This window comes from Nocardia sp. NPDC056000, from assembly GCF_042269265.1.
Lineage (GTDB): Bacteria > Actinomycetota > Actinomycetes > Mycobacteriales > Mycobacteriaceae > Nocardia.
On sequence record NZ_JBHJXS010000001.1, the window covers coordinates 373,216 to 393,481 of the forward strand.

17 protein-coding genes are annotated in these 20,266 nt (G+C 66.6%); 9 read left to right on the forward strand and 8 right to left on the reverse strand.

What is annotated here, in order from left to right; all coding sequences use genetic code 11:
* Positions 1–183: 183 nt before the first annotated feature.
* Positions 184–1,110 carry a toprim domain-containing protein gene (locus tag ACFC4D_RS01790; RefSeq protein ID WP_376061229.1) on the forward strand — a complete coding sequence of 309 codons (927 nt, stop codon included), beginning with the start codon at positions 184–186 and terminating at the stop codon, positions 1,108–1,110.
* Positions 1,111–1,185: 75 nt separating this feature from the next.
* On the opposite strand, the gene ACFC4D_RS01795 is transcribed toward ACFC4D_RS01790, so the two are convergent.
* Both ACFC4D_RS01795 and ACFC4D_RS01800 read right to left on the reverse strand, forming a co-directional pair.
* Positions 1,186–1,542: an MmcQ/YjbR family DNA-binding protein gene (locus ACFC4D_RS01795; protein WP_376061231.1), complete on the reverse strand. Its 357-nt coding sequence runs from the start codon at positions 1,540–1,542 to the stop codon at positions 1,186–1,188.
* A gap of 108 nt (positions 1,543–1,650) precedes the next feature.
* A complete protein-coding gene (locus ACFC4D_RS01800) occupies positions 1,651–2,607 on the reverse strand; it encodes a helix-turn-helix transcriptional regulator (protein ID WP_376061232.1) in 957 nt (318 codons plus the stop codon).
* A gap of 104 nt (positions 2,608–2,711) precedes the next feature.
* Between ACFC4D_RS01800 and ACFC4D_RS01805 the strand changes: the two genes are divergently transcribed.
* Positions 2,712–3,836 carry an epoxide hydrolase family protein gene (locus ACFC4D_RS01805; RefSeq protein ID WP_376061234.1) on the forward strand — a complete coding sequence of 375 codons (1,125 nt, stop codon included), beginning with the start codon at positions 2,712–2,714 and terminating at the stop codon, positions 3,834–3,836.
* A gap of 156 nt (positions 3,837–3,992) precedes the next feature.
* Entirely contained in the window at positions 3,993–4,799 is an 807-nt protein-coding gene (locus tag ACFC4D_RS01810; protein WP_376061235.1) for an acyl-[acyl-carrier-protein] thioesterase, read from the forward strand.
* A 14-nt stretch (positions 4,800–4,813) separates the two neighbouring features.
* Here the strand turns inward: ACFC4D_RS01810 and bla are convergent, their stop codons facing one another.
* Together bla and ACFC4D_RS01820 are read right to left on the reverse strand one after the other, a co-directional pair.
* Positions 4,814–5,713: a class A beta-lactamase gene (bla, locus tag ACFC4D_RS01815; protein ID WP_376061880.1), complete on the reverse strand. Its 900-nt coding sequence runs from the start codon at positions 5,711–5,713 to the stop codon at positions 4,814–4,816.
* A 95-nt stretch (positions 5,714–5,808) separates the two neighbouring features.
* Positions 5,809–6,291: a MarR family winged helix-turn-helix transcriptional regulator gene (locus ACFC4D_RS01820; protein ID WP_376061237.1), complete on the reverse strand. Its 483-nt coding sequence runs from the start codon at positions 6,289–6,291 to the stop codon at positions 5,809–5,811.
* Between the two features lie 50 nt (positions 6,292–6,341).
* Between ACFC4D_RS01820 and ACFC4D_RS01825 the strand changes: the two genes are divergently transcribed.
* Entirely contained in the window at positions 6,342–6,779 is a 438-nt protein-coding gene (locus ACFC4D_RS01825) for a nuclear transport factor 2 family protein (protein WP_376061239.1), read from the forward strand.
* Between the two features lie 78 nt (positions 6,780–6,857).
* Positions 6,858–7,532 carry a CPBP family intramembrane glutamic endopeptidase gene (locus ACFC4D_RS01830; protein WP_364633901.1) on the forward strand — a complete coding sequence of 225 codons (675 nt, stop codon included), beginning with the start codon at positions 6,858–6,860 and terminating at the stop codon, positions 7,530–7,532.
* Here ACFC4D_RS01830 and ACFC4D_RS01835 read toward each other — a convergent pair.
* The 3 genes from ACFC4D_RS01835 to metH form a co-directional block, all read right to left on the reverse strand.
* On the reverse strand, positions 7,519–8,181 hold the full coding sequence (locus ACFC4D_RS01835) for an HAD family phosphatase (RefSeq protein ID WP_364633899.1): 663 nt from the start codon (positions 8,179–8,181) through the stop codon (positions 7,519–7,521). The two genes, ACFC4D_RS01830 and ACFC4D_RS01835, sit on opposite strands and share 14 nt — an antisense overlap.
* 119 nt (positions 8,182–8,300) lie before the next feature.
* Positions 8,301–10,004 carry a serine/threonine-protein kinase gene (locus tag ACFC4D_RS01840; protein ID WP_376061240.1) on the reverse strand — a complete coding sequence of 568 codons (1,704 nt, stop codon included), beginning with the start codon at positions 10,002–10,004 and terminating at the stop codon, positions 8,301–8,303.
* A gap of 84 nt (positions 10,005–10,088) precedes the next feature.
* On the reverse strand, positions 10,089–13,667 hold the full coding sequence (gene metH / locus ACFC4D_RS01845) for a methionine synthase (protein ID WP_376061241.1): 3,579 nt from the start codon (positions 13,665–13,667) through the stop codon (positions 10,089–10,091).
* A gap of 198 nt (positions 13,668–13,865) precedes the next feature.
* Between metH and ACFC4D_RS01850 the strand changes: the two genes are divergently transcribed.
* Together ACFC4D_RS01850 and ACFC4D_RS01855 are read left to right on the forward strand one after the other, a co-directional pair.
* On the forward strand, positions 13,866–14,759 hold the full coding sequence (locus tag ACFC4D_RS01850) for a PAC2 family protein (RefSeq protein WP_309230821.1): 894 nt from the start codon (positions 13,866–13,868) through the stop codon (positions 14,757–14,759).
* A gap of 69 nt (positions 14,760–14,828) precedes the next feature.
* A complete protein-coding gene (locus tag ACFC4D_RS01855; protein ID WP_376061243.1) occupies positions 14,829–17,450 on the forward strand; it encodes an AMP-binding protein in 2,622 nt (873 codons plus the stop codon).
* Here the strand turns inward: ACFC4D_RS01855 and ACFC4D_RS01860 are convergent.
* A complete protein-coding gene (locus tag ACFC4D_RS01860; RefSeq protein ID WP_067562883.1) occupies positions 17,352–17,657 on the reverse strand; it encodes a hypothetical protein in 306 nt (101 codons plus the stop codon). The genes ACFC4D_RS01855 and ACFC4D_RS01860 overlap by 99 nt on opposite strands.
* A 244-nt stretch (positions 17,658–17,901) precedes the next feature.
* Between ACFC4D_RS01860 and ACFC4D_RS01865 the strand changes: the two genes are divergently transcribed.
* Positions 17,902–19,041 (forward strand): XRE family transcriptional regulator, encoded by a 1,140-nt coding sequence (locus ACFC4D_RS01865; protein ID WP_364633890.1) that lies wholly within the window; start codon positions 17,902–17,904, stop codon positions 19,039–19,041.
* Positions 19,042–19,201: 160 nt separating this feature from the next.
* Positions 19,202–19,975, forward strand: a complete 774-nt coding sequence (locus ACFC4D_RS01870) for a DUF2127 domain-containing protein (RefSeq protein ID WP_375967604.1) — start codon at positions 19,202–19,204, stop codon at positions 19,973–19,975.
* The last annotated feature ends 291 nt before the right edge of the window (positions 19,976–20,266 follow it).

A 20,266-nucleotide genomic window follows, 5' to 3' on the forward strand; every position in this document is an offset into this window, starting at 1 on the left:
CGCGGTGAGCCACGCCCGAGTTACATGCTTAGATGCGCATATTTCCATTGACTAATTGTGCAATTGCCACATCGAAGCCGATCCAGCACATCTGCAAGCACGATTTACCGTGCACTCCAACGGGTTTCGATCCGTTTGACAGTCCCCGCGATCCGGGTACACCGGTCGTGAGAGGACTTCGCTATGGACTCGAACCGATCCTGGGACACCATCACCGCCGCCCTGAACCGGGTATCCGGTCCCGGCAGGCGCGGTGCCGACTGGACCACCTACCTGTGCCCCGTTCACGAATCCGACGGCCGCCATCACCACCCCTCGCTGGGCGTCGTCTACAACCGGCAGCGCGGGCGCACGGTGGTGCGGTGCTTCGCGGGCTGCCCCGACGAGCAGGTGCTGGAGCGGCTCGGCCTGCGCATCCGCGATCTATTCGACGAGCCGCGAGCCCCCGCCGGTGCGCGCCGAACCCACTCCCCCGCAGTGGCTTTGGCCGATCAAGCGTTGCAACGGGCGGGCCTGTCCCTCGAGGTACACAAGCGTGATCTCGGTCCACGACTGGCCAACCCGAAGGATGTGGCCACCTACCTTTACCGCTGGCCCGACGGTCGCTCGGCGGGATGCGTGGTCCGCGTTCACACCGAGCACCGGAACGGCCGCGCGAAGTCCTTCCGGCAGTATCGCCGCACCGAGAGCGGTTGGACCCCCGGCGGTTTCGCGCACCTGCCCTTCCATCTCCCCGAGGTGCTCGACGCGGTCCGCTCCGGCCGCGATATTCACATCTGCGAGGGTGAGGCCGACGCACTCACCGCCACCCACGCCGGTCTCACCGCCACCTGCAATGCCGGTGGCGCACAGGGCTGGCATCCGGAGCACGCCACCTGGTTCACCGGCGCGCACCGGGTCTGGATCATCGCCGACCGCGACGCACCGGGTTACCGTCACGCCGCCCGGGTCGCCGAATCCCTGTTCGACCTCGTCCGCGAATTACGCATAGTCCAGGCCCGCGACGGCAAGGACCTCACCGAGCACTGCGATGCGGGCCACCACATTTCCGACCTCGACCCCGTGCCGGTTCTGGACGCCCACTACTGCCTGCGAAGTCACGATCGCTGACCGCACCCGTTATACCGGTGCGGGGTTCTGCGCGCGGCTGGGTGGCGATTTCCAGGCGGCGGGGCGACCAGCACGCTACGAGTCCAACTGGGCCACCAGGGCTTTGGGGGCGATCAGCCGGTATGCGTCCTGCACTATCTCGCCGATCTCGGTCCAGTCGACGGGGACGTCGAGATAGACGCCGAGCCAGCCGCGGTGGCCGACGTACGGCGGTCGGAAGTAGTTGTCCGGTTGTCCGGCGACCAATTCCTCCTGCACGCCGGGCGGGGCCGCGCACCAGAAGCCGAGGCGGTCGTCGTGATGGTGGTCGGCGAACATGACGAAGGTCTTCTTCCCGCGCACGAACCAGGTCGGTTCGCCGTGGCTGAGGCGTTCGGTCACCTCGGGCAGCGCGGTGCACAGCGCCCGCAACGATTCGAGAGGTTCACCCATGGCCGAAGGCTAACCGATCTCCCAGGTCCCGGACTTGTACGAATGGGAACCGCACCGCATCGAACGGCAGGTCTTTCACCTCCGCATTCCCCCGGGAACGCCGCCGAGCTATTCGGGCGCGAGCGCACGTTCGTAGCGGCCGATCAGATCGCGTAGCGCGGCGGCCAGTTCGGGTGAGTCGACTATCTCGAAATCCGCGCCGAGCATGCCCAGGTAGAGGGCGAGCTGTTGCGGGTTGTCCGATCCCGGTTCGAATGCGCAGCGGTTCTCGCCCAGTGTCTCGATATCGACCTGGATCGGGAGGCGTTGGCGCACATGCGAAGCCGGGGCGTGCACGATGACGCGGGCGCGGAATCGCCAGACGGCCTCGCCGACGGAGCGTTCCACGCGGGTGGCGATATCGGCATCGGGGGGAATCGGGCGCGCAGTGAAGCGCGGGCCGGTCGGCGTGCGCGGACGCATGCGGTCGACGCGGAAGGTGCGCCAATCGTCGCGCTCGACGTCCCAGGCCATCAGATACCAGCGCTGGCGCAGGCTGACCAGGCGATACGGTTCGACCTCGCGGCGGGCGGACGCACCGCCGTGCGATTCGTAGTCGAACCGCAGGCGTTCGTGATCGCGACAGGCGGTGGCGATGACGGTCAGCACATCCGGGTCGACCAGCGGACCGCGGGCGGGCACCGGCAGCGTGTGCTGGAAGGCGCTGACCCGATGCCGCAATCGCGAGGGCAGGATCTGCTGCAGTTTCGTCAGCGCGCGCAGCGCCGTCTCGTCGATTCCGGCAATGGAACTGCCTGCGGCCGTGCGCAATCCGACGGCGACCGCGACCGCCTCCTCATCATCGAGCAGCAGCGGCGGCAGCGCGCCGCCCGCACCGAGCCGATAGCCGCCGTCCACGCCCGACTTGGCCTCGACCGGATAGCCGAGTTCGCGCAGCCGGTCGACGTCATTGCGAATGGTGCGGGTGGTGACGCGCAGTCGTTCGGCGAGTTCGGGCCCGGTCCAATCGCGCCGCGACTGCAGGAGCGAGAGCAAACGCAGCAGGCGGGCGGAGGTTTCCAACATTTTTCGATGGTATCCGGCAATCGCGGAACGAACCTTTCCGCGATCGTTCCTAATGTTGGTCCCATCGAGTAAGCCACTCCCCTCGAAGGAACGGAAAACCCCTGATGAGCACCGAGATTCGCCCCTTCCGCATCGACATCCCGCAGGCCGAGCTGGACTACCTGTCTGACCGCCTGGCGCATGCCCGCTGGGCCGCCGGACTCCCCGGCGTCGGCTGGGAGCGAGGTATCCCGGTGGCCGATCTGCGGGAGCTGGCCGACTACTGGCGCACCGAATTCGATTGGCGGGCACAGGAAGCGGCGCTCAACGCCTTCCCGCAGTTCACCACCGAGATCGACGGACAGCAGATCCATTTCCTGCATGTGCGCTCGACTCGCCCCGATGCCACTCCCCTGCTCATCACGCACGGTTTCCCCAGCTCGATCGCCGAATTCATGCATCTGATCGGGCCGCTCACCGAGCCCGAGGAGGGTCCGGCATTCCATGTGGTGGCCCCATCGCTGCCCGGGTACGGCTTCTCCACCCCGCTCTCGGATACCGGCTGGTCCATGGCCCGCACCTCGCGCGCCTGGATCGAGCTGATGAACCGGCTCAACTATGCCCGCTACGGCGTGCACGGCGGTGATATCGGCGGCGGCGTCTCCGGTATGGTCGGCGGTCTCGATCCCGAACATGTGCTCGGCGTACACGTGGTCACCGATCCGCTGACCGCCGCGAATGTGGCCACCTTCCTGCCCGGTGTGGCCGACCGCCTCGATGCCGATGATCCGGTCGACAAGGTGATTCTCGAGCGTATGGACGCCTTCCGCCGCGAGGGTTCTGGCTATCTGGCGATCCAGAACTCACGCCCGCAGACCATCGGCTACGGCCTGGTCGATTCCCCACTGCTGCAATTGGCTTGGATCGCGGAGAAGTTCGAGCAGTGGACCGATCTCCCGATCGACCGCGATCAACTGCTGACCACGGTCAGCCTCTACTGGTTCACCGGCGCCGGAGCAACCGCCGCGCACACCCTCTACGAACAGGCGCATTCGATGGACTGGGGCTCGGCACCGATCGCACCCCAGGGTTTCGCCATCTTCGGCTCCGATGAGACCGTGCGCCGGGTGGTCCCGGCCCCCGCCGATGCGCACTGGACCGAATTCGAGCGCGGTAAGCATTTCCCGGCCATGGAGGCTCCCGCCGATCTGGCCCGGGACCTGCGAACCTTCTTCGGCCCGCTGCGGTGACACGCCACCGGGCGCGCGGGTGGCCCGCCCTGCCCCGCGCCCGGTTCTGCACTACGCTGACCTCATCGCGCCCCGGCATTGCCGCCGCGGACTCTTGGCACCGCAGCCTTTTCGCACTCCCCGCCCCACTCGGATGGATGTCCCGGAGGTTTGCCGATGATGAACCAGCTCACCGATCCGCCGCCGGTGCTGCCCGCACTGGACGACCATCCGATGCTGCGCCCGCTGCCCCCGGTCCCGTCCTCGGGCCATATCTTCGATTTCCCGGGCCGCCTGGGCACCGTCGATATGGATGAGAACCAGGGTTTGCGCATCGACGGCATCGCACGGCATATCCAGGACGCGGGCGTCGATCACCTGGTGCATTGCGGCGCACTGGAATCGCATCCGCACTGGATTGTCCGCCGCACCGTCATAGACGTCATCCGCCCGATCACCTGGCCCGCGACACTCCGCACCCGCCGCTGGTGTTCGGGCATATCACCGCGCTGGTGCACCATGCGCGTGCGCATCGACTCCGAATCCGGCGGCCTCATCGAAACCGAGGGCTTCTGGATTCATATGAACAAAGAGACCATGAGCCCGTCACGGGTCGACGACAAATTCTTCGAATTGATGTGCACCACAACCTCGGAACAGCGGCTGCGCTGGCGGCAATGGCTCACCGATCCGCTGCCGCCGATCGCCCCGGCTCATTTCCCGCTGCGCCGCACCGATATCGACCACTTCCAGCACGTCACCAATACCGCGTACTGGCATGCCGTGCATGAATTCACTTCCGACACAGCGGATCTCACCGCCGGACCGCATCGCTTCATCCTCGAATACAACAAACCGATCCGGCACGGCGAGCCCCTCGATATCCATACCCGCCGGACCCCCGACGCACAGACCCTCTGGTTCACCATCGAGGGCGATGTGCGCGCGGTAGCCCAACTGCGTTCTCTCCCAGGGATTTCCTGAGCCGATTCGCCGAGCTAGGGCAGTGCGGCGAATACCTTGCGGGCGGATTCGGCGATCAAATCCTCACTGGGCTGGGAGTCGTATCCGTCCCGCACCCGGTCGGTCATGATGGCGAGCACCCAGGTCGCGCCGTCGGGCCGCGTCACCACCCCCACGTCATTGGCGCGCCCGTAGTTCCCGGTGCCGGTCTTGCTCCGCACCGTCACCCCTTGCGGCGCACCGGCTTTGATGCGCTTGGCACCGGTAAGACTGCGTTCCAGCCAATCCGAGAGTTTGGCCCGCTTGTCCTCGGGCAGCGCCGATCCCAGCAGCAGCGCGCGGAAATTGTCCGCGATGGCGCGCGGTGTGGTGGTATCGGAATCATCGCCCGGCGCTACATTGTTCAACTCCGGCTCATAGTTCACCATCTTGCCCACGTCATCACCGAGCGAGTGCAGATACGCGTTGAATCCGGCCGTCCCGCCGATCTGATCCAGCAGCAGATTCCCCGCGGTGCCATCGCTGAATCGCACCGCGGCATCGCACAGCTCCCCCACCGTCATTCCGGTATCCACCCGATCCTGGGTCACCGGTGAAATCGATCGAATGGCGTCCCGCGAGAACATCACCCGGGTATCGAGATACTCGAGCGGATTCTTCGCCAGCACCGCCGCCGCGGCAATGGCCTTGAAAGTCGAGCAGTAGGCGAATCGCTCATCGGATCGATAGGCCACCGTCGCCCCCGACCCCATCGATACCCCGAATACCCCCACCCGAGCCCCGAACCTGGTTTCCAACTCCCCGAACCCCGCACTCAAATCCACCGTTCGGGACGGCGACGGCGGTCCCGGATCCGAACCCGATCCCGATCCCGCCTTTCCGCAGGCCGCGATCGGAAGTACCAGCGCCGCGCCGAGCACCGCGCGCCGCCCCAAATCGGTTGCGCCATAACGAGTCACCAATCCACCATAACCAAGATCAATATGGCCGTGCAGGTTCGCCATTGCGCCATTGCCACAGAGTCGCCAGCTCACCGAGGCGGGCGCACAGCACGGCGAGCCACCGCCGCGGTGCCGCCGAGTTCGGCGAGCAATTCGGCCAGCTGGGATCGGACGACGGCGAGGGCCTCGGTACCGAAACGCTCCGTGAGCCGGCGATCGAGATCCGCGCGAGCGGTCCGCGCGGCCGCGATGGCGGCATGGCCGCGCGCGGTGAGGCGAACGCGGCGGATGCGGGCGTCGATCGGGTCGGGCGCGCGTTCGCAGTAGCCGAGCTTCTCCAGTTCGGCGACGGCCTTGGACGCGCCCTGCTGGGTCATCTCCAATTCGGCGGCCAGGGCGCTGACGGTGGGTTCACCGTCGACCAGGTGCTGGAACAGATAGCCGTGCGAGAAGCGGAGATCGCCGAAACCCGCGTCCGCCAACTGTTTCTGGACCGCCGCCGCTCCGGCATTGCCGACGAACAGGGCCAGGGTTCCGGTGTCGAGGTCGAGCGGATCGATCGGTACGGGCATGGCACCATTCTCTATTGCACAACCATAGTTGTGCAACTATGGTTGTGGACATGACGTTGCAACAGCACCCCAATATCGATATCGCCGTCCGCTACCACCGCGCCGTCTCCCGATCAGCGGTCGGTGACGAGCTCGCCGAGTTCTTCCACCCCGACGCCGTGCATCACGAATTGCCGAACGCGCTCTTCCCCCATGGCGTTGTCCGCGATATCGCCGGGCTGCGCGCCGCCGCCGAGGCGGGCCGAAAGAATGTGCGCGAGCAGAACTTCGAAGTGCTCAATGCCATCGCCGCGGGCGATCAGGTTGCGCTGGAAGTGCTTTGGGAGGGAACCACGGCGGTGGCCATGGGCGAGCTCCCGGCGGGCCATGTGCTGCGCGCGCATATCGCGACCGTGCTCGAATTCCGCGACGGCAAGATCCTCGCCCAGCGCAATTACGACTGCTATGAACCCATCACCGCCGACGCGGGAGCGGCACAGCGGCGCTGAGCCCCAGGTCGGCCGTCGGAACCCAATGTTCAGCTTCGGCGGTCAGCGCGGTGCGCCCGCGGAAATTATCGTGAGCTCATGAGGATTGGATCGCGGCGGCGGGTGTATCTGGCGGCGGAGTACGCCGGGCTGTTCTTCGGCGGGACGACCCTGTACAACGCGGTGGGCCGGGGCAGATCGCCGATTCCGGTACTGCTCGCATTGGCCGCGGGCGCAACGGTTTACCTGCGCCGGTCCTCGGGCTTCGATCGGGACGCGCTGTGGCGCAGTGCGGCCGTGCGCGAGCAGGCGCGGCCGATGGCGGCACTGGCGGGGGCGAGCGCACTGGCGCTCACCACGGCGGTCGCGGTGCGGCGGCGCGAGGATCTGTTCGATCTGCCGCGCAACAACCCGGCGATCTGGCTGGCGGTCATGGTGCTGTACCCGGCATTGAGCGTGTACCCGCAGGAGTTGATCTTCCGGTCGTTCCTGTTCCACCGGTACGCACCGGTTTTCGGTGAGGGCCGCGCCATGGTCGCCGCCAGCGCCGCCGCCTTCGGCTACGTGCACATCGTATTCGGCAGCTGGTTCTCGGTCGCCGCGAGCGGGGTGGGCGGCTGGATCTTCGCCGATCGCTATGCGAAGACCCAGTCCCTGTTCACCGCATCGGTGGAGCATTCGGTCTACGGCATCATGGTTTTCACCGTCGGCCTGGGCCGGTACTTCTATCACGGGGCCGCACCGGCGGCGCGGGTTCAGCTCAACGGGCGATGAGCCCCCGCAGATCCGCCTGCGTCAGACCCACCAGCGAATCCCGAAAGGTGCGCCCGGGAGCCGCGGGAACCGCTATCTCACAGGGGATTACGAGCACCGTGCAGCCCGCGAGAGCGGCGGCCTCGGCACCGGTGGGCGAATCCTCGATGGCCACCGTATGTTCGGGCGCGACCCCGAGCAGCTCGGCCGCCCGCAGATAGACATCCGGCGACGGCTTACCGTGCGGCACCTCATCGGCGCAGACGGTCGCGGCGAAGTGGTGCCGTCCCAGGGTGTCCAGGCCGTATTCGGTCAGTGCCCGTTTGGTATTGGTGACCAGCGCCATCGGGATACCCGCCGCGTGCAGCGCACCGAGCACATCCTGTGCGCCCGGCCGCCACGGCACCGGATCCCGGAACAGTTCGATGATCCGGCGTTCGATCCAGGCGTCGGCCTCGGCCAGCGCCTCGGGTGTGGCCGCCACGCCCAAGCCGCTGAACATGATGCGCAGCGCGTTCGGGCCGGACGCGCCGATGAGCGCATGCCGCATCGCATCGTTCATCTCGTGACCGAGTTCGCCCGCGAGTTCCCGGACTGCGATATCCCAGAGCTTCTCCGAATCGAGCAGCGTTCCGTCCATATCCCACAACACCGCGTCCAAACGCGTCACCGGAACACCACTCCTGTCATCCACTGCCACTGGCGCTCGCGGAGGCGAGGCGGTGTACAGGTTATCGGGCGATTGGTCTGGACCGAATTCGCGGGTGCGATCCGGTCCAGACCAATCGACTACAAGCCCGACGCCGCGATCAGAATCCGGCCGCCGGTGGAATCGACCTGGATCCACCGGCTCTCGCGATCGACCTGACCGTTCCGCATGGTGTAAGTCAGATTCACCACCGCGCGATTGTCACCGGTGGTGGTGACCCCGCCGACGCTCACCGCGGCGACGCTGCCCCAGAACTGGGAGTACGCGCCGAAACCACCGGTCGAGGCCTGATAGCCGGGCGAGAGCATGGACCACGCGCCGCCGACATTGCCGGGCAGCATGCCGTAGTAGCCCTGGATGAACGAGGCCACCGAGGCGGCCGACGGCGGACCCGCGGGGGTCGTGGTCGGCGGCGCCGTGGTGGTCGGCTTGGCCGGGGTCGTGGTGGTACTGGCGGGCGGCGGAGTGGTCGTGGTGGCGGGCGGAGGCGTCGTGGTCGGCTGCGCACCCTGGGTGGGTTCGGTATTTCCGACGCCGCCGCCGGACGGTCCGATGGCGGCCTGCGTGGACGGCGGGGCCGACGGATTCACCGGCGCCACAACCGAAGTGGTCTCCTTGGCGACCGGGGAATTGTCATTGCCGCCGCGGCTCACCGCGTACGCCACCAGCGCGGCCAGCACCAGTGCGCCGACGACGCCGAGCGCCACCAGTCCGAGCTGTCGCCGATTCCGGTCCTGCCCACCGGTTTTCGGCGTGAACGGCGGTACGGGCGGCACCGGCGTCTCGGGTGAGGTGGAGCGGGCGGACGGTCCGCCGGTGGCGATATGCACCGTCGGATCGGTGGCATTGGCCGAGGACTGCCCGGTCGTGGACGTGGCGAGCACCGTGGTGGCGGCCGAACTGTCCACCGCCGCACCGCCATTGACCGTGGGCAGCACCTTGGTCTGCGGAATCGGCGCGGTGACCCGCCCGTCGGCGACGGCCTGGAGTCGTTCGGCGGCCTGTTCCATGGTCGGCCGGTCCGCGGCTTCGGCGGCCAGCAGATCCATCAGCACCGGCCCGAGCGCGCCCGCGTGCGCGGGTTCGGGCACCTGCGCCCGCGCCACCGAATGCAGTACCGCGAGGGGGTTATCGCCCTCACCGAACGGGGGCATTCCCTCGACGGCCGCGAAAAGCGTTGAGCCCAGCGCGAATACATCCGAGGGCGGCTCCGGATTCTCACCGCGCGCCACTTCCGGCGACAAGTACGCGGGCGTTCCGGCCAGGAATCCGGTGGAGGTCACCGTCACATCACCGATGGCGCGCGAGATGCCGAAGTCGGTGATCTTCACCGTCCCGTCATCGGCCACAAGGATATTGGCGGGTTTCACATCGCGGTGCACGATCCCGGCCTTGTGTGCGGCCGCGAGCGCCGCCGCCACCTTGGCCCCGATCCGGGCGACCTCGGTGGGCGCGAGATTGCCCTTCTCACGCATGAGCGCGGCCAGCGAGACCGCGTCCACGTATTCCATGACCAGCCAGGGCTGGCCGTCCTCCTCCGCCACATCGAAGACGGTGACCGCGTTCGGGTGATGCAGTCGCGCCGCGATGCGCCCCTCCCGCATCGCGCGCATCTTGGCCTCGATCGCCTGGGACCGGGTGAGCCCGGGACCCAATAGCAACTGCTTGACCGCGACCGTGCGCCGCAGTCGAACATCGGTCGCGCGCCACACGACCCCCATCGCACCGGTGCCGATCGGATCCGTTAGTCGGTACCGCCCCGTGATCAACCGGTCTGAAGTCATGTGGTTGTGCCCCTCCTGCTGGCTTTCGCGCCGAGCCACCCTGCAACGTTGCGCGACGAGCCCGCCGGTAACTCTTCGAAAATCTTAGGCGTTGAAGTACTTCGCTTCCGGGTGCAGAAGTACGAACGCATCCGTCGACTGCTCCGGATGCAGCTGCAGTTCCTCCGAGAGCTCCACTCCGATCCGGCCCGCCTCCAGCAGGTCCACCAGTTTCGCCCGATCTTCCAGGTCGGGGCAGGCACCGTACCCGAACGAGTACCGTGCGCCACGGTAGCCGAGTTTGAAGTACTCCAGCACATCGGAAGGATCGTCGTCGGCGACGGAATGCCCTTCCAGCACAAGTTCTTCCCGGATGCGGCGATGCCAAAACTCCGCGAGTGCCTCGGTGAGCTGTACACCGATGCCGTGCACCTCGAGGTAGTCGCGGTAGTTATCGCCCGCGAACAGCTCATTGGCGAAGTCCGCGATCGGCTGTCCCATGGTGACCAGCTGGAACGGCAGCACATCGACCTGGCCGTGCTGTACCGCGAGTTCGCGCGAGCGAATGAAATCGGCGATGTTCAGGAACCGGTCGCGCTGCTGACGCGGGAAAGTGAACCGATACCGTTCCGGCGCATCGGGTTTGGGCTCGGTGAGAACAATCACATCGTCGCCCTCGGATACGGCCGGGAAGTAGCCGTACACCACCGCGGCATGCTGGAGCACGCCCTCGGCGATCAACCGGTCCAGCCAATACCGCAGCCGCGGACGGCCTTCGGTCTCCACCAGCTCCTCATAGGAGGGGCCCTCACCGCCACGCTGACCGCGCAGACCCCACTGGCCCAGGAACAGTGCCCGCTCGTCCAGTAGACCCGAGTACTCGGCCACCGAGAGGCCCTTCACCACGCGGCTGCCCCAGAACGGCGGGGTCGGCACCGGCAGGTCCGCGGCCACGTCCGAGCGGGCGGGCACCTCGATCGGCACCTCTTTGGCCTTGCGCTCCTCCGCGATTCGCTTGGAGCGCTCGTGCCGGGCCTTGCGCTCGGCGATCTTCGCCGCCTCGGCCAGGGCTTCGGGGCTGTCCGGATCCGGGCCACCGCCGCGCTTGCGGGTCATGATCTCGTCCATGAGATGCAGACCCTCGAAAGCGTCACGGGCGTAGTGCACATCGCCCTCGTAGACGTCGGTGAGATCGTTCTCCACATAGCCGCGGGTCAGCGCCGCACCACCCAGCAGCACCGGGAACTGTTCCGCGACACCGCGGACATTCATCTCCTGCAGGTTCTCCTTCATGACCACCGTCGACTTGACCAGCAGTCCGGACATGCCGACCACATCGGCCTTCTTGTCCACCGCGGCATCCAGGATCGCCGAAATCGGCTGCTTGATACCGAGATTCACGACCTCGTAGCCATTGTTGGACAGGATGATGTCCACCAGGTTCTTGCCGATATCGTGCACGTCACCCTTGACCGTGGCCAGCACGATGCGACCCTTACCGGAGTCGTCGGTGGCCTCCATATGCGGTTCCAGGTGCGCGACAGCGGTTTTCATCACCTCGGCCGACTGCAGCACGAACGGCAGCTGCATCTGACCGGAACCGAACAGCTCACCGACGGTCTTCATGCCCGAGAGCAGGGTCTCATTGATGATCTGCAGCGGCGGAACCTCTTTCATGGCCTCATCGAGGTCCACGTCCAGGCCGTTGCGCTCACCATCGACAATGCGGCGGGCCAGGCGTTCGAACAGCGGCAGCTGGGCCAGCTCCTCGGCGCGCGAGGCTTTGGACGAGGCCGCCGAGACGCCCTCGAACATGGCCATGAGTTCCTGCAGCGGATCGTAATCCTCGGTGCGGCGGTCATAGACCAGATCCAGCGCGACCTTGCGCTGATCCTCGGGAATCCGCGCCATCGGCAGGATCTTCGAGGCGTGCACGATCGCCGAATCCAGTCCGGCCTCGACGCATTCGTTCATGAACACCGAGTTCAGCACCTGACGCGCGGCCGGGTTCAGGCCGAAGGAGATATTGGAAAGACCCAGCGTGGTCTGCACATTCGGATGCCGCTGCTTCAAAAGCCGGATGGCCTCGATGGTTTCGATGCCATCGCGCCGCGACTCCTCCTGACCGGTGCCCAGGGTGAAGGTGAGCGTATCGACGATGATGTCCGATTCGGCCAGGCCCCAGTTCTCGGTGATATCGGCGATCAACCGCTCGGCGATCGCCACCTTGGTCTCGGCGGTGCGCGCCTGACCGGTCTCGTCGATGGTCAAGGCCACCACGGCGGCACCGTGTTCGGCGACCAGCGCCATGGTCTGCTGGAACCGCGACTCCGGTCCCGCACCGTCCTCGTAGTTGACCGAGTTGACCGCACAGCGCCCGCCCAGCTGCTCCAAACCCGCACGCAGCACCGGCAATTCGGTGGAGTCCAGCATGATCGGCAGCGTCGAGGCGGTGGCCAGGCGCGAGGCCAGCTCATTCATATCGACCGCGCCGTCGCGGCCCACGTAGTCCACGCACAGGTCGAGCATGTGCGCGCCGTCGCGAATCTGATCCTTGGCGATATCGAGGCACTTCTGCCAATCCTGCGCCAGCATGGCGTCGCGGAAAGCCTTGGAGCCGTTGGCATTGGTGCGCTCACCGATCATCAGCACCGACGAGTCCTGCTCGAACGGGACCGCGGAGTAGATCGAGGACACCGCGGGCTCGTGTACCGGCTGGCGCACCGCCGGGGTGACCGCGTGCACCGCCTCGGCGACCTGGCGAATGTGCTCGGGCGTGGTACCGCAGCAGCCGCCGACCAGCGCCAGGCCGAACTCGGAAACGAAGCCGCTCAACGCGATAGCGAGCTCCTCGGGCGTGAGCGGATACTCCGCGCCGTTCGCCCCCAGCACCGGCAGACCGGCATTGGGCATCACCGAGACCGGCAACTGCGCGTGCTTGGACAGATGGCGCAGATGTTCGCTCATCTCGTCCGGGCCGGTGGCGCAGTTCAATCCGATCATGTCGATGCCGAGGTTCTCCAGCGCCGTGAGCGCTGCCCCGATCTCCGAGCCGACCAGCATGGTGCCGGTGGTCTCCATGGTCACGTGCGTGATGATCGGGATCTTGCGGCCCGCGCGCGCCATGGCGTGATGGCTGCCCACGATCGCGGACTTGACCTGCAACAGGTCCTGGCAGGTCTCGATCAGGATGGCGTCCGCGCCACCGTCGAGCATGCCCAGCGCCGCCTCGGCGTAGGCATCGCGCAGCGAGGCATAGGGCGCGTGACCCAGGGTCGGCAGTTTGGTGCCCGGACCCATGGAGCCGAGCACATAGCGCGGGGTGCCGTCGGCGGACGGGCCCATCTCATCGGCGACCTGTCGCGCGATGCGGGTGCCGCGCTCGGACAGATCGCGAATCCGATCGGCGATGTCGTAGTCGGCGAGGTTGGGGAGATTGCAGCCGAAGGTATTGGTCTCGACGGCGTCGGCACCGGCCTCGAAATAGGCGCGGTGAATGTGTGCGAGCACGTCAGGACGGGTTTCGTTGAGAATCTCATTGCAGCCCTCGAGGCCGCGGAAGTCGTCGAGCGTCAGGTCAGCGGCCTGCAACATGGTGCCCATCGCACCGTCGCCGATGACGACACGCCGACTGAGCGTGTCGAGTAGGGTGGTGTCGAACTCGGCGCGGGGGGACACAGACATGTCCTCAAGAGTAGTGGGGAGCACGGACAATCCGGCCCCCGGTGTAGCGCGCCGGGTCGCGAACCCCGCGCGCCGCCCGGCGGGTCGCCCTTCTCCGCGCTTTCGCAGGCCACTTCGGCCTTCCGCTCACCGGCTCGCCGACCAGCACGGTTGCGCGTCGCTGGCGCGTCCGGGTGTCCAACCCCCTAAGCTGACCGGGTGAACGCCAGTGAACCCCCGGTGCCACCCGATTCGGACCTGCCTACGCTGCGGGATCCGATCCTCGTCGCCGCCTTCGAAGGGTGGAACGACGCGGCGGATGCGGCGAGCGGAGCCGTCGAGCATCTGGAATTGATCTGGGACGCACAGCCGCTCGCCGAGCTGGACTCCGAGGATTATTACGATTACCAGGTGAACCGGCCGACCGTTCGCCAGGTCGACGGCGTGACCCGGGAAATTCACTGGCCGTCCACCATGCTCTCGGTGTGCTCCCCGCCCGGTAGCGATCGCGATGTGGTGCTGCTGCGCGGGGTCGAGCCGAATATGCGCTGGCGTTCGTTCTGCAATGACCTGCTGGAATTCGTGGAGCAGCTCGATGTCTCGACCGTGGTGATCCTGGGCGCACTGCTCGCCGATACCCCGCACACCCGGCCGGTGCCGGTCACCGGCACGGCGTACAGCAAGGAAGCCGCGGAGCGCTTCAATCTGGAGCAGACCCGCTACGAAGGGCCGACCGGTATCACCGGGGTGCTGCAGGACGCGTGCGTGCGCGCCGGTGTTCCGGCCATTTCCTTCTGGGCCGCGGTACCGCACTATGTCTCGCAGCCGCCGAATCCCAAGGCGGTCATCGCGCTGCTGCATCGCGTCGAGGATGTGCTCGATGTCGAGGTTCCGCTCGGCGGTCTGCCCGAACAGGCCGAGGAGTGGGAGGGCGCGGTCAACGAGATGACCACGGGCGATGAGGAAATCGCCGAATACGTCCGCTCACTGGAGGAGCGCGGCGATGCCGAGGTCGATCTCAACGAGGCCATGGCCAAGATCGACGGCGACGCCATCGCCGCGGAATTCGAGAAGTACCTGCGCAGGCGGGGTCGCGGCGGATTCGGTCTCTAGGCGTTAACTTTAGGTTCATTCGGGAGTGGCTTGCCGACAGGTAAGCCTACCCTGCCTAGAATGTCCCGAATGAGCTCGCCACGGATTGCCGCGCACCTGAACGGATTCGGCGATCGAACGGCGATCATCGGTGATGACGGCCACGAGCTCAGCTATGCCGAACTAGCCGCGCGAATCTGTGATTTCGCGAACAGACTGCGCGCGGAACAGGTTTCATCGGAGCCCGGTGGCGAATGCCGGGCAACCGAACCGGTCCGGCGGCTCGTCGCGCTGGCCGCCCGCAATGACATCGGTTCGCTGGTGGCCTATCTCGGTGCGCTCGAGGCGGGCTGCGCGGTGCTGCTCACCGGTTCGGTCAGTGACGAAATGCTCCGCGTCTACGACCCGGATATCGTCGTGGAATCGGGCGACGGAGCGATTCCCGAACCACGCCTGCGGCGAACCGGTTCCGCGCACACCCTGCACCCGGAGCTGGCGCTGCTGCTCAGCACCTCCGGATCGACCGGCTCCCCCAAGCTGGTGCGGCTCTCCTATCGGAACCTGCTCGCCAATGCGGAATCGATTGCGGAGTACCTCGATATCCGGGAGACCGATCGCGCGGCCACCACCCTGCCGCTGTTCTACTGCTACGGCCTCTCGGTGGTGCACAGCCACCTGCTGCGCGGTGCGAGCCTGCTCATGACGAGCCGGTCGGTGCTGGAACCGGAGTTCTGGGATGACTTCCGATGTCATCGCGCAACGTCTTTCGCGGCCGTGCCCTATACCTTCGATCTGCTCGAACGCGTCGGCTTCGAGCGCATGGCGCTGCCGCGGCTGCGCTATATCACCCAGGCGGGCGGCAAACTCGACCCCGACCGCGTACGGCATTACGCCCGGATGGGTGCGCGCGCGGGCTGGGATTTCTATGTGATGTACGGCCAGACCGAGGCCACCGCGCGAATGGCCTATCTGCCACCGGGATTGGCGGCCACACAGCCCGACTGCATCGGAATCCCCATTCCCGGCGGCTCATTCAGTCTGGAACCGGTCGACGAGGGCGGTGATGAACTCGTCTATCGCGGCCCGAACATCATGATGGGCTATGCCGAATCGCCCGCCGAACTCGCGCTCGGTCCGCAGCTCACCGAGTTGCGGACCGGGGATCTGGCCTGCCGCACCCCCGAGGGACTCTATCGGGTGATCGGCCGCCGGTCGCGGTTCGCCAAGATCTTCGGACTGCGAATCGATTTGCAGCGCATCGAATCCGGGTTGGCGGCGGCCGGATATACGGTCTGCTGCACCGATGACGCGGAATCGCTGGTGGTGGCCGTCACGGGCGAGGATGCGGCCGCAGCGGCGCAACTCGCGGCGCAATTGTCCGGTCTGCCGGTATCCGCGGTGCGGGTGTGCACGGTCGGCGAGATCCCGCGATTGCCCTCCGGAAAACCGGACTATCCAGCCATTCGGCGCTTACCGGTCGCTCGCAGCAGGCCATCCGCGAATGTCCGGACCCTGTTCGCCGATGCGCTCGGACTCGACACCGCCGCAATCACTCCCGAGGCCACCTTCGCCGATCTGGGCGGCGATTCGCTCACCTATGTCGCACTGTCGGTCAAACTCGATCGGGCGCTGGGACAGCTCCCGGCGAACTGGCAGACCATGACGGTGGCCGAACTGGAGTCGCTGCCCCGGCGCAAACGGCGGTTCGGCCGATCACTGGACACCACGAGTCTGTTGCGCGCCGCCGGGATCATCACCGTATTGGGTTCGCATATCGGACTTTTCGTACTGTGGGGTGGGGCACATGTGATGCTGGCGGTCGCCGGGTTCAACTTCGCCCGGTTCGGCGTGACGCCCGCACCGGCCGCGCAGCGATTGCGCAAAACCCTGCGCACGGTCGCGCTGATCGCCGTACCGACCGGCCTGTGGGTTGCGCTCACGCTCGCCTTCACCGATTACTACGGCTGGCAGAACGTGCTGCTGCTCAACAAGATTCTGGGACCGCAGGACAGTCCGACCGCCGGACATCTGTGGTTCGTGGAGGTCGCGGTCTACTTCATGCTCGCGGGCGCGCTACTGCTGCGGCTGCCTCTGGTCGATGCCCTGGAACGGCGCGCACCGTTCTGGTTCGCCATGGCGGTACTCGCGGTCGCGCTGATCTTCCGCTACCGGTCCTTCGATCTCTATGCACCGCACGATATTCCATTCTCACCGCTGGCGGTGTGGTTCTTCGTGCTCGGCTGGGCGGGCGCGAAGGCCACGTCGGTACCACAGCGCGCGCTGCTGACCGGGGTCGCAGTGCTCACCGTGCCCGGATATTTCGGCGAGAGCAATCGCGAACACCTGGTGCTGGCCGGTCTGCTGCTGCTGATCTGGGTGCCGTCGGTGCGGGTGCCGACACTGATCGCGGGCGCGGCCGCACTGCTCGCCGACTCGTCACTGTTCGCGTATCTCCTGCACTGGCAGGTGTATCCGCTGTTCGGCAAGCATCACATCCTGGCGCTGACGGCGTCGGTGGCAGCCGGAATCGCGGCCGCACAACTCATGGGCAGGGCCCGGAATGTGACGGCGCGAATTACGGTGCACCACCGGCCGGTTCGCCGGATGCTGGAATCAGTGCTCGACGGCCCAGATCTGCGCGGCCGCCTCATGAGCCAGTTTCGCGATCAGCAGATCGCGCGGAATCGTCTGGCCGGCAAGATGATCGAGTGACGGCACCACCACATGGTGTGCATCGGCACGCTTGAGTTCGGCTGTTAGCTCCGCGAACGCGGTGCCATCGCCGGGGGTCGATTCATGGAACGTGGCCGCGAAGCAGAAACCGGCTGATTGCGCCAGGCTGGTCATAGCGTCTTCGAGCTCATCGCTACGGCCGTCTGCCAAATCGTCACGCACGTACCCATAGATCAACGCTTCCACCCGAACCTCCGTTGGATTGGGGATCGCTGTCCTGAAGTGTGCCCGAAACCAGCATGGTGTATTCGCGAATGCAATTGCAGATGTCAACCCACTGACATCTACATGCCCTATCCGGGTCCATCCAGCGTTAACCAGTGGGATACTACAGAGTGTGTCCGCTGGCGATGATCGACCTGTCTGGGCTGTCCGAATGCGCGCCGAACGCGATGCTCGGGGGTGGTCACAAGCCGATGCCGTGCGCACCATGCGGAGCAAATCGAGCCACAATCTGCCAACCGACAGCACACTTCTGCGCAACTGGCGGCGCTGGGAATCCGGGGAGTCCCGGCCCGATGATTTCTACGCCCCGATAATCGCGGCGGCATTCGACACCGTCACGGCGGCATTCTTTCCCAAGGCCCGGCCCAATCGGGATGACGAGTTGCTCTCGGCGACCGGGATGGACACCCTCGAGTTCATCGGGCGGCTGCGCATGTCCGATGTCTCCTCGGCGACCTTGGACGCCATTCGCATCACCGCGGATCGGCTGTGTTCGGAGTATCCGTGCGCGGATCCGCATGAGCTGCATACCGAGGGCACCGCCTGGCTGCGGCGCATCACCTCGCTGCTGGACGGGCGACTGACGCTGGCACAGCATCGCGAGGTGCTGGTGCTCGCGGGATGGGTTGCCCTACTGGTCGGTTGCGTGGATTACGACCTGGGCTGGCGCACCGCCGCCGAGGCCACCCGCCGGGCCGCGGTATCGCTGGGCCAGGAGGCCGAACACGTCGAAATCATCGGCTGGGGAGCCGAAATGGCGTCCTGGTTCGCGCTCACCCAGGCGAACTATCGCGGGGCGATAGAGACCGCGGAGGCCGCACACGCGAGCACCGGGCGGCTCGGGGTCGGGGTGCAGTTGTGCGCACAGCGCGCCAAGGCGTGGGCCCGGCTCGGTGATCGCCGCGAGGTGGAAGCCGCACTCGCGCAGGGCCGTTCGATACTGGACGGATTGGACCATCCGGCCAATTTGGACAATCACTTCGTCGTCGATCCGCAGAAGTTCGACTTCTACGCCATGGACTGCTGTCGCGTCGCCGGTGACGATCGCCTCGCCGAAAGCTATGCGCGCCAGGTCATCCTGTCCGCCACCCGCCCCGACGGCACCATCCGCAAACCCATGCGGGTCTCCGAGGCGCACCTGACCCTGGCCGTCGTCGCGGTCCGCGACCGCAACCTCGAACTCGCCCTCGACGAGGGCATGCGCGCCTTCACCGGCAAACGCCGCTCGCTACCCTCCCTGATGTGGATCGCCGGTGAGACCGCCCGCGAAATGATCCAGCGCTTTCCGAGCGACCCCCGCACCCGCACCTACCTCGACCAGCTCAGAGCCCTCGCGGCAGGCTGAGGCTCAGTGCCCGCCGTGCGCATTCGGGGCGAAGGCTCTGTGCCCGCTGCGCGTGTTTGGGGCGAAGGCCGAGTGCCCGCTGCAGGCGTTCGAGGCGAAGGCCGAGTGCGCGCGGCGGCGTTCGGGGCGCGCGCCGGGCGTTCCGGTTACGCTCCAGCCCATGGACTTCAGTCTGTGGACCTGCGCTACCCGCGGGCATGAGACCTACGCGCCCGATGAACCCGAGCTCGCCGCCCGACTGCATGTGACAACGCCCGCCGGGGAGTCGTGGCGTTGCCTGCGCTGCGGTGATTTCGTGCCCGGTGAGCCGCGACGCACGGGTCCGGCCGATAACGCGCCGGAGGTGCCGCGCGGACATCTGCTGCGCGACCGGATCATCATGCGCTTGCTGGCCGCCGAGCGGGTGCTGCGGGCGCTGGTGTTGATTCTGGTGGGCGCGGGCGTGCTGAAACTACGCGGCTCCCAGGAACATTGGCGGGACAAGTGGGGCGAGGAGCTGCCGCTGATCCGGCAGCTGGCCGACCAGATCGGCTGGGATCCGGACCATTCCAAGATCGTGCACTGGATCGACAAGGCATTCACCCTCTCCCCCACCACGCTGACCTGGGTAGCGGTGGGCATATTCGCCTACGCCGCAATCCAACTCACCGAGGCGGTCGGCCTGTGGCTGGTCAAGCGCTGGGGTGAATACTTCGCCGTCATCGCCACCAGCCTCTTCCTGCCGTTCGAGATCTACGAACTCACCGAGAAGGTGACCGTCATCCGCGCGGGCGCCCTGCTCATCAACCTCGCCGCGGTCATCTGGCTGCTCTGGAGCAAGCGCCTGTTCGGCCTCAATGGCGGTGCGAAGGCGTACTACGCCGAACACCACACCGAAAGTCTGCTGACAGTGGAGCGTTCGGCCGTCGCGGCCCAGGCCGCCGGGACCACGTAGGGTCCGCATACACCGGAGGAAGCGATCACCGGGAACTCACGGGCCGAACACGCGCGATCGCGACGACTGGGTCCCGGTGATCACTCGTGCGTGCCCCGGATGTCTGCGTGCCCGGATGACCGGGAGTGCGCCGCGGGCGCCGACTGACGTCCGGCAGTTCCACCGCCGTCATCGGGCGGAAACCGGGTGTGGGCGCGCCGACACCCGCCGCAATGCCAGACCGGTCGGTGGGCGGTACTAACCTTCCTTCGGTGACCGAAGCCGCTGACCGATTGCTGCCCGACCCCGCAG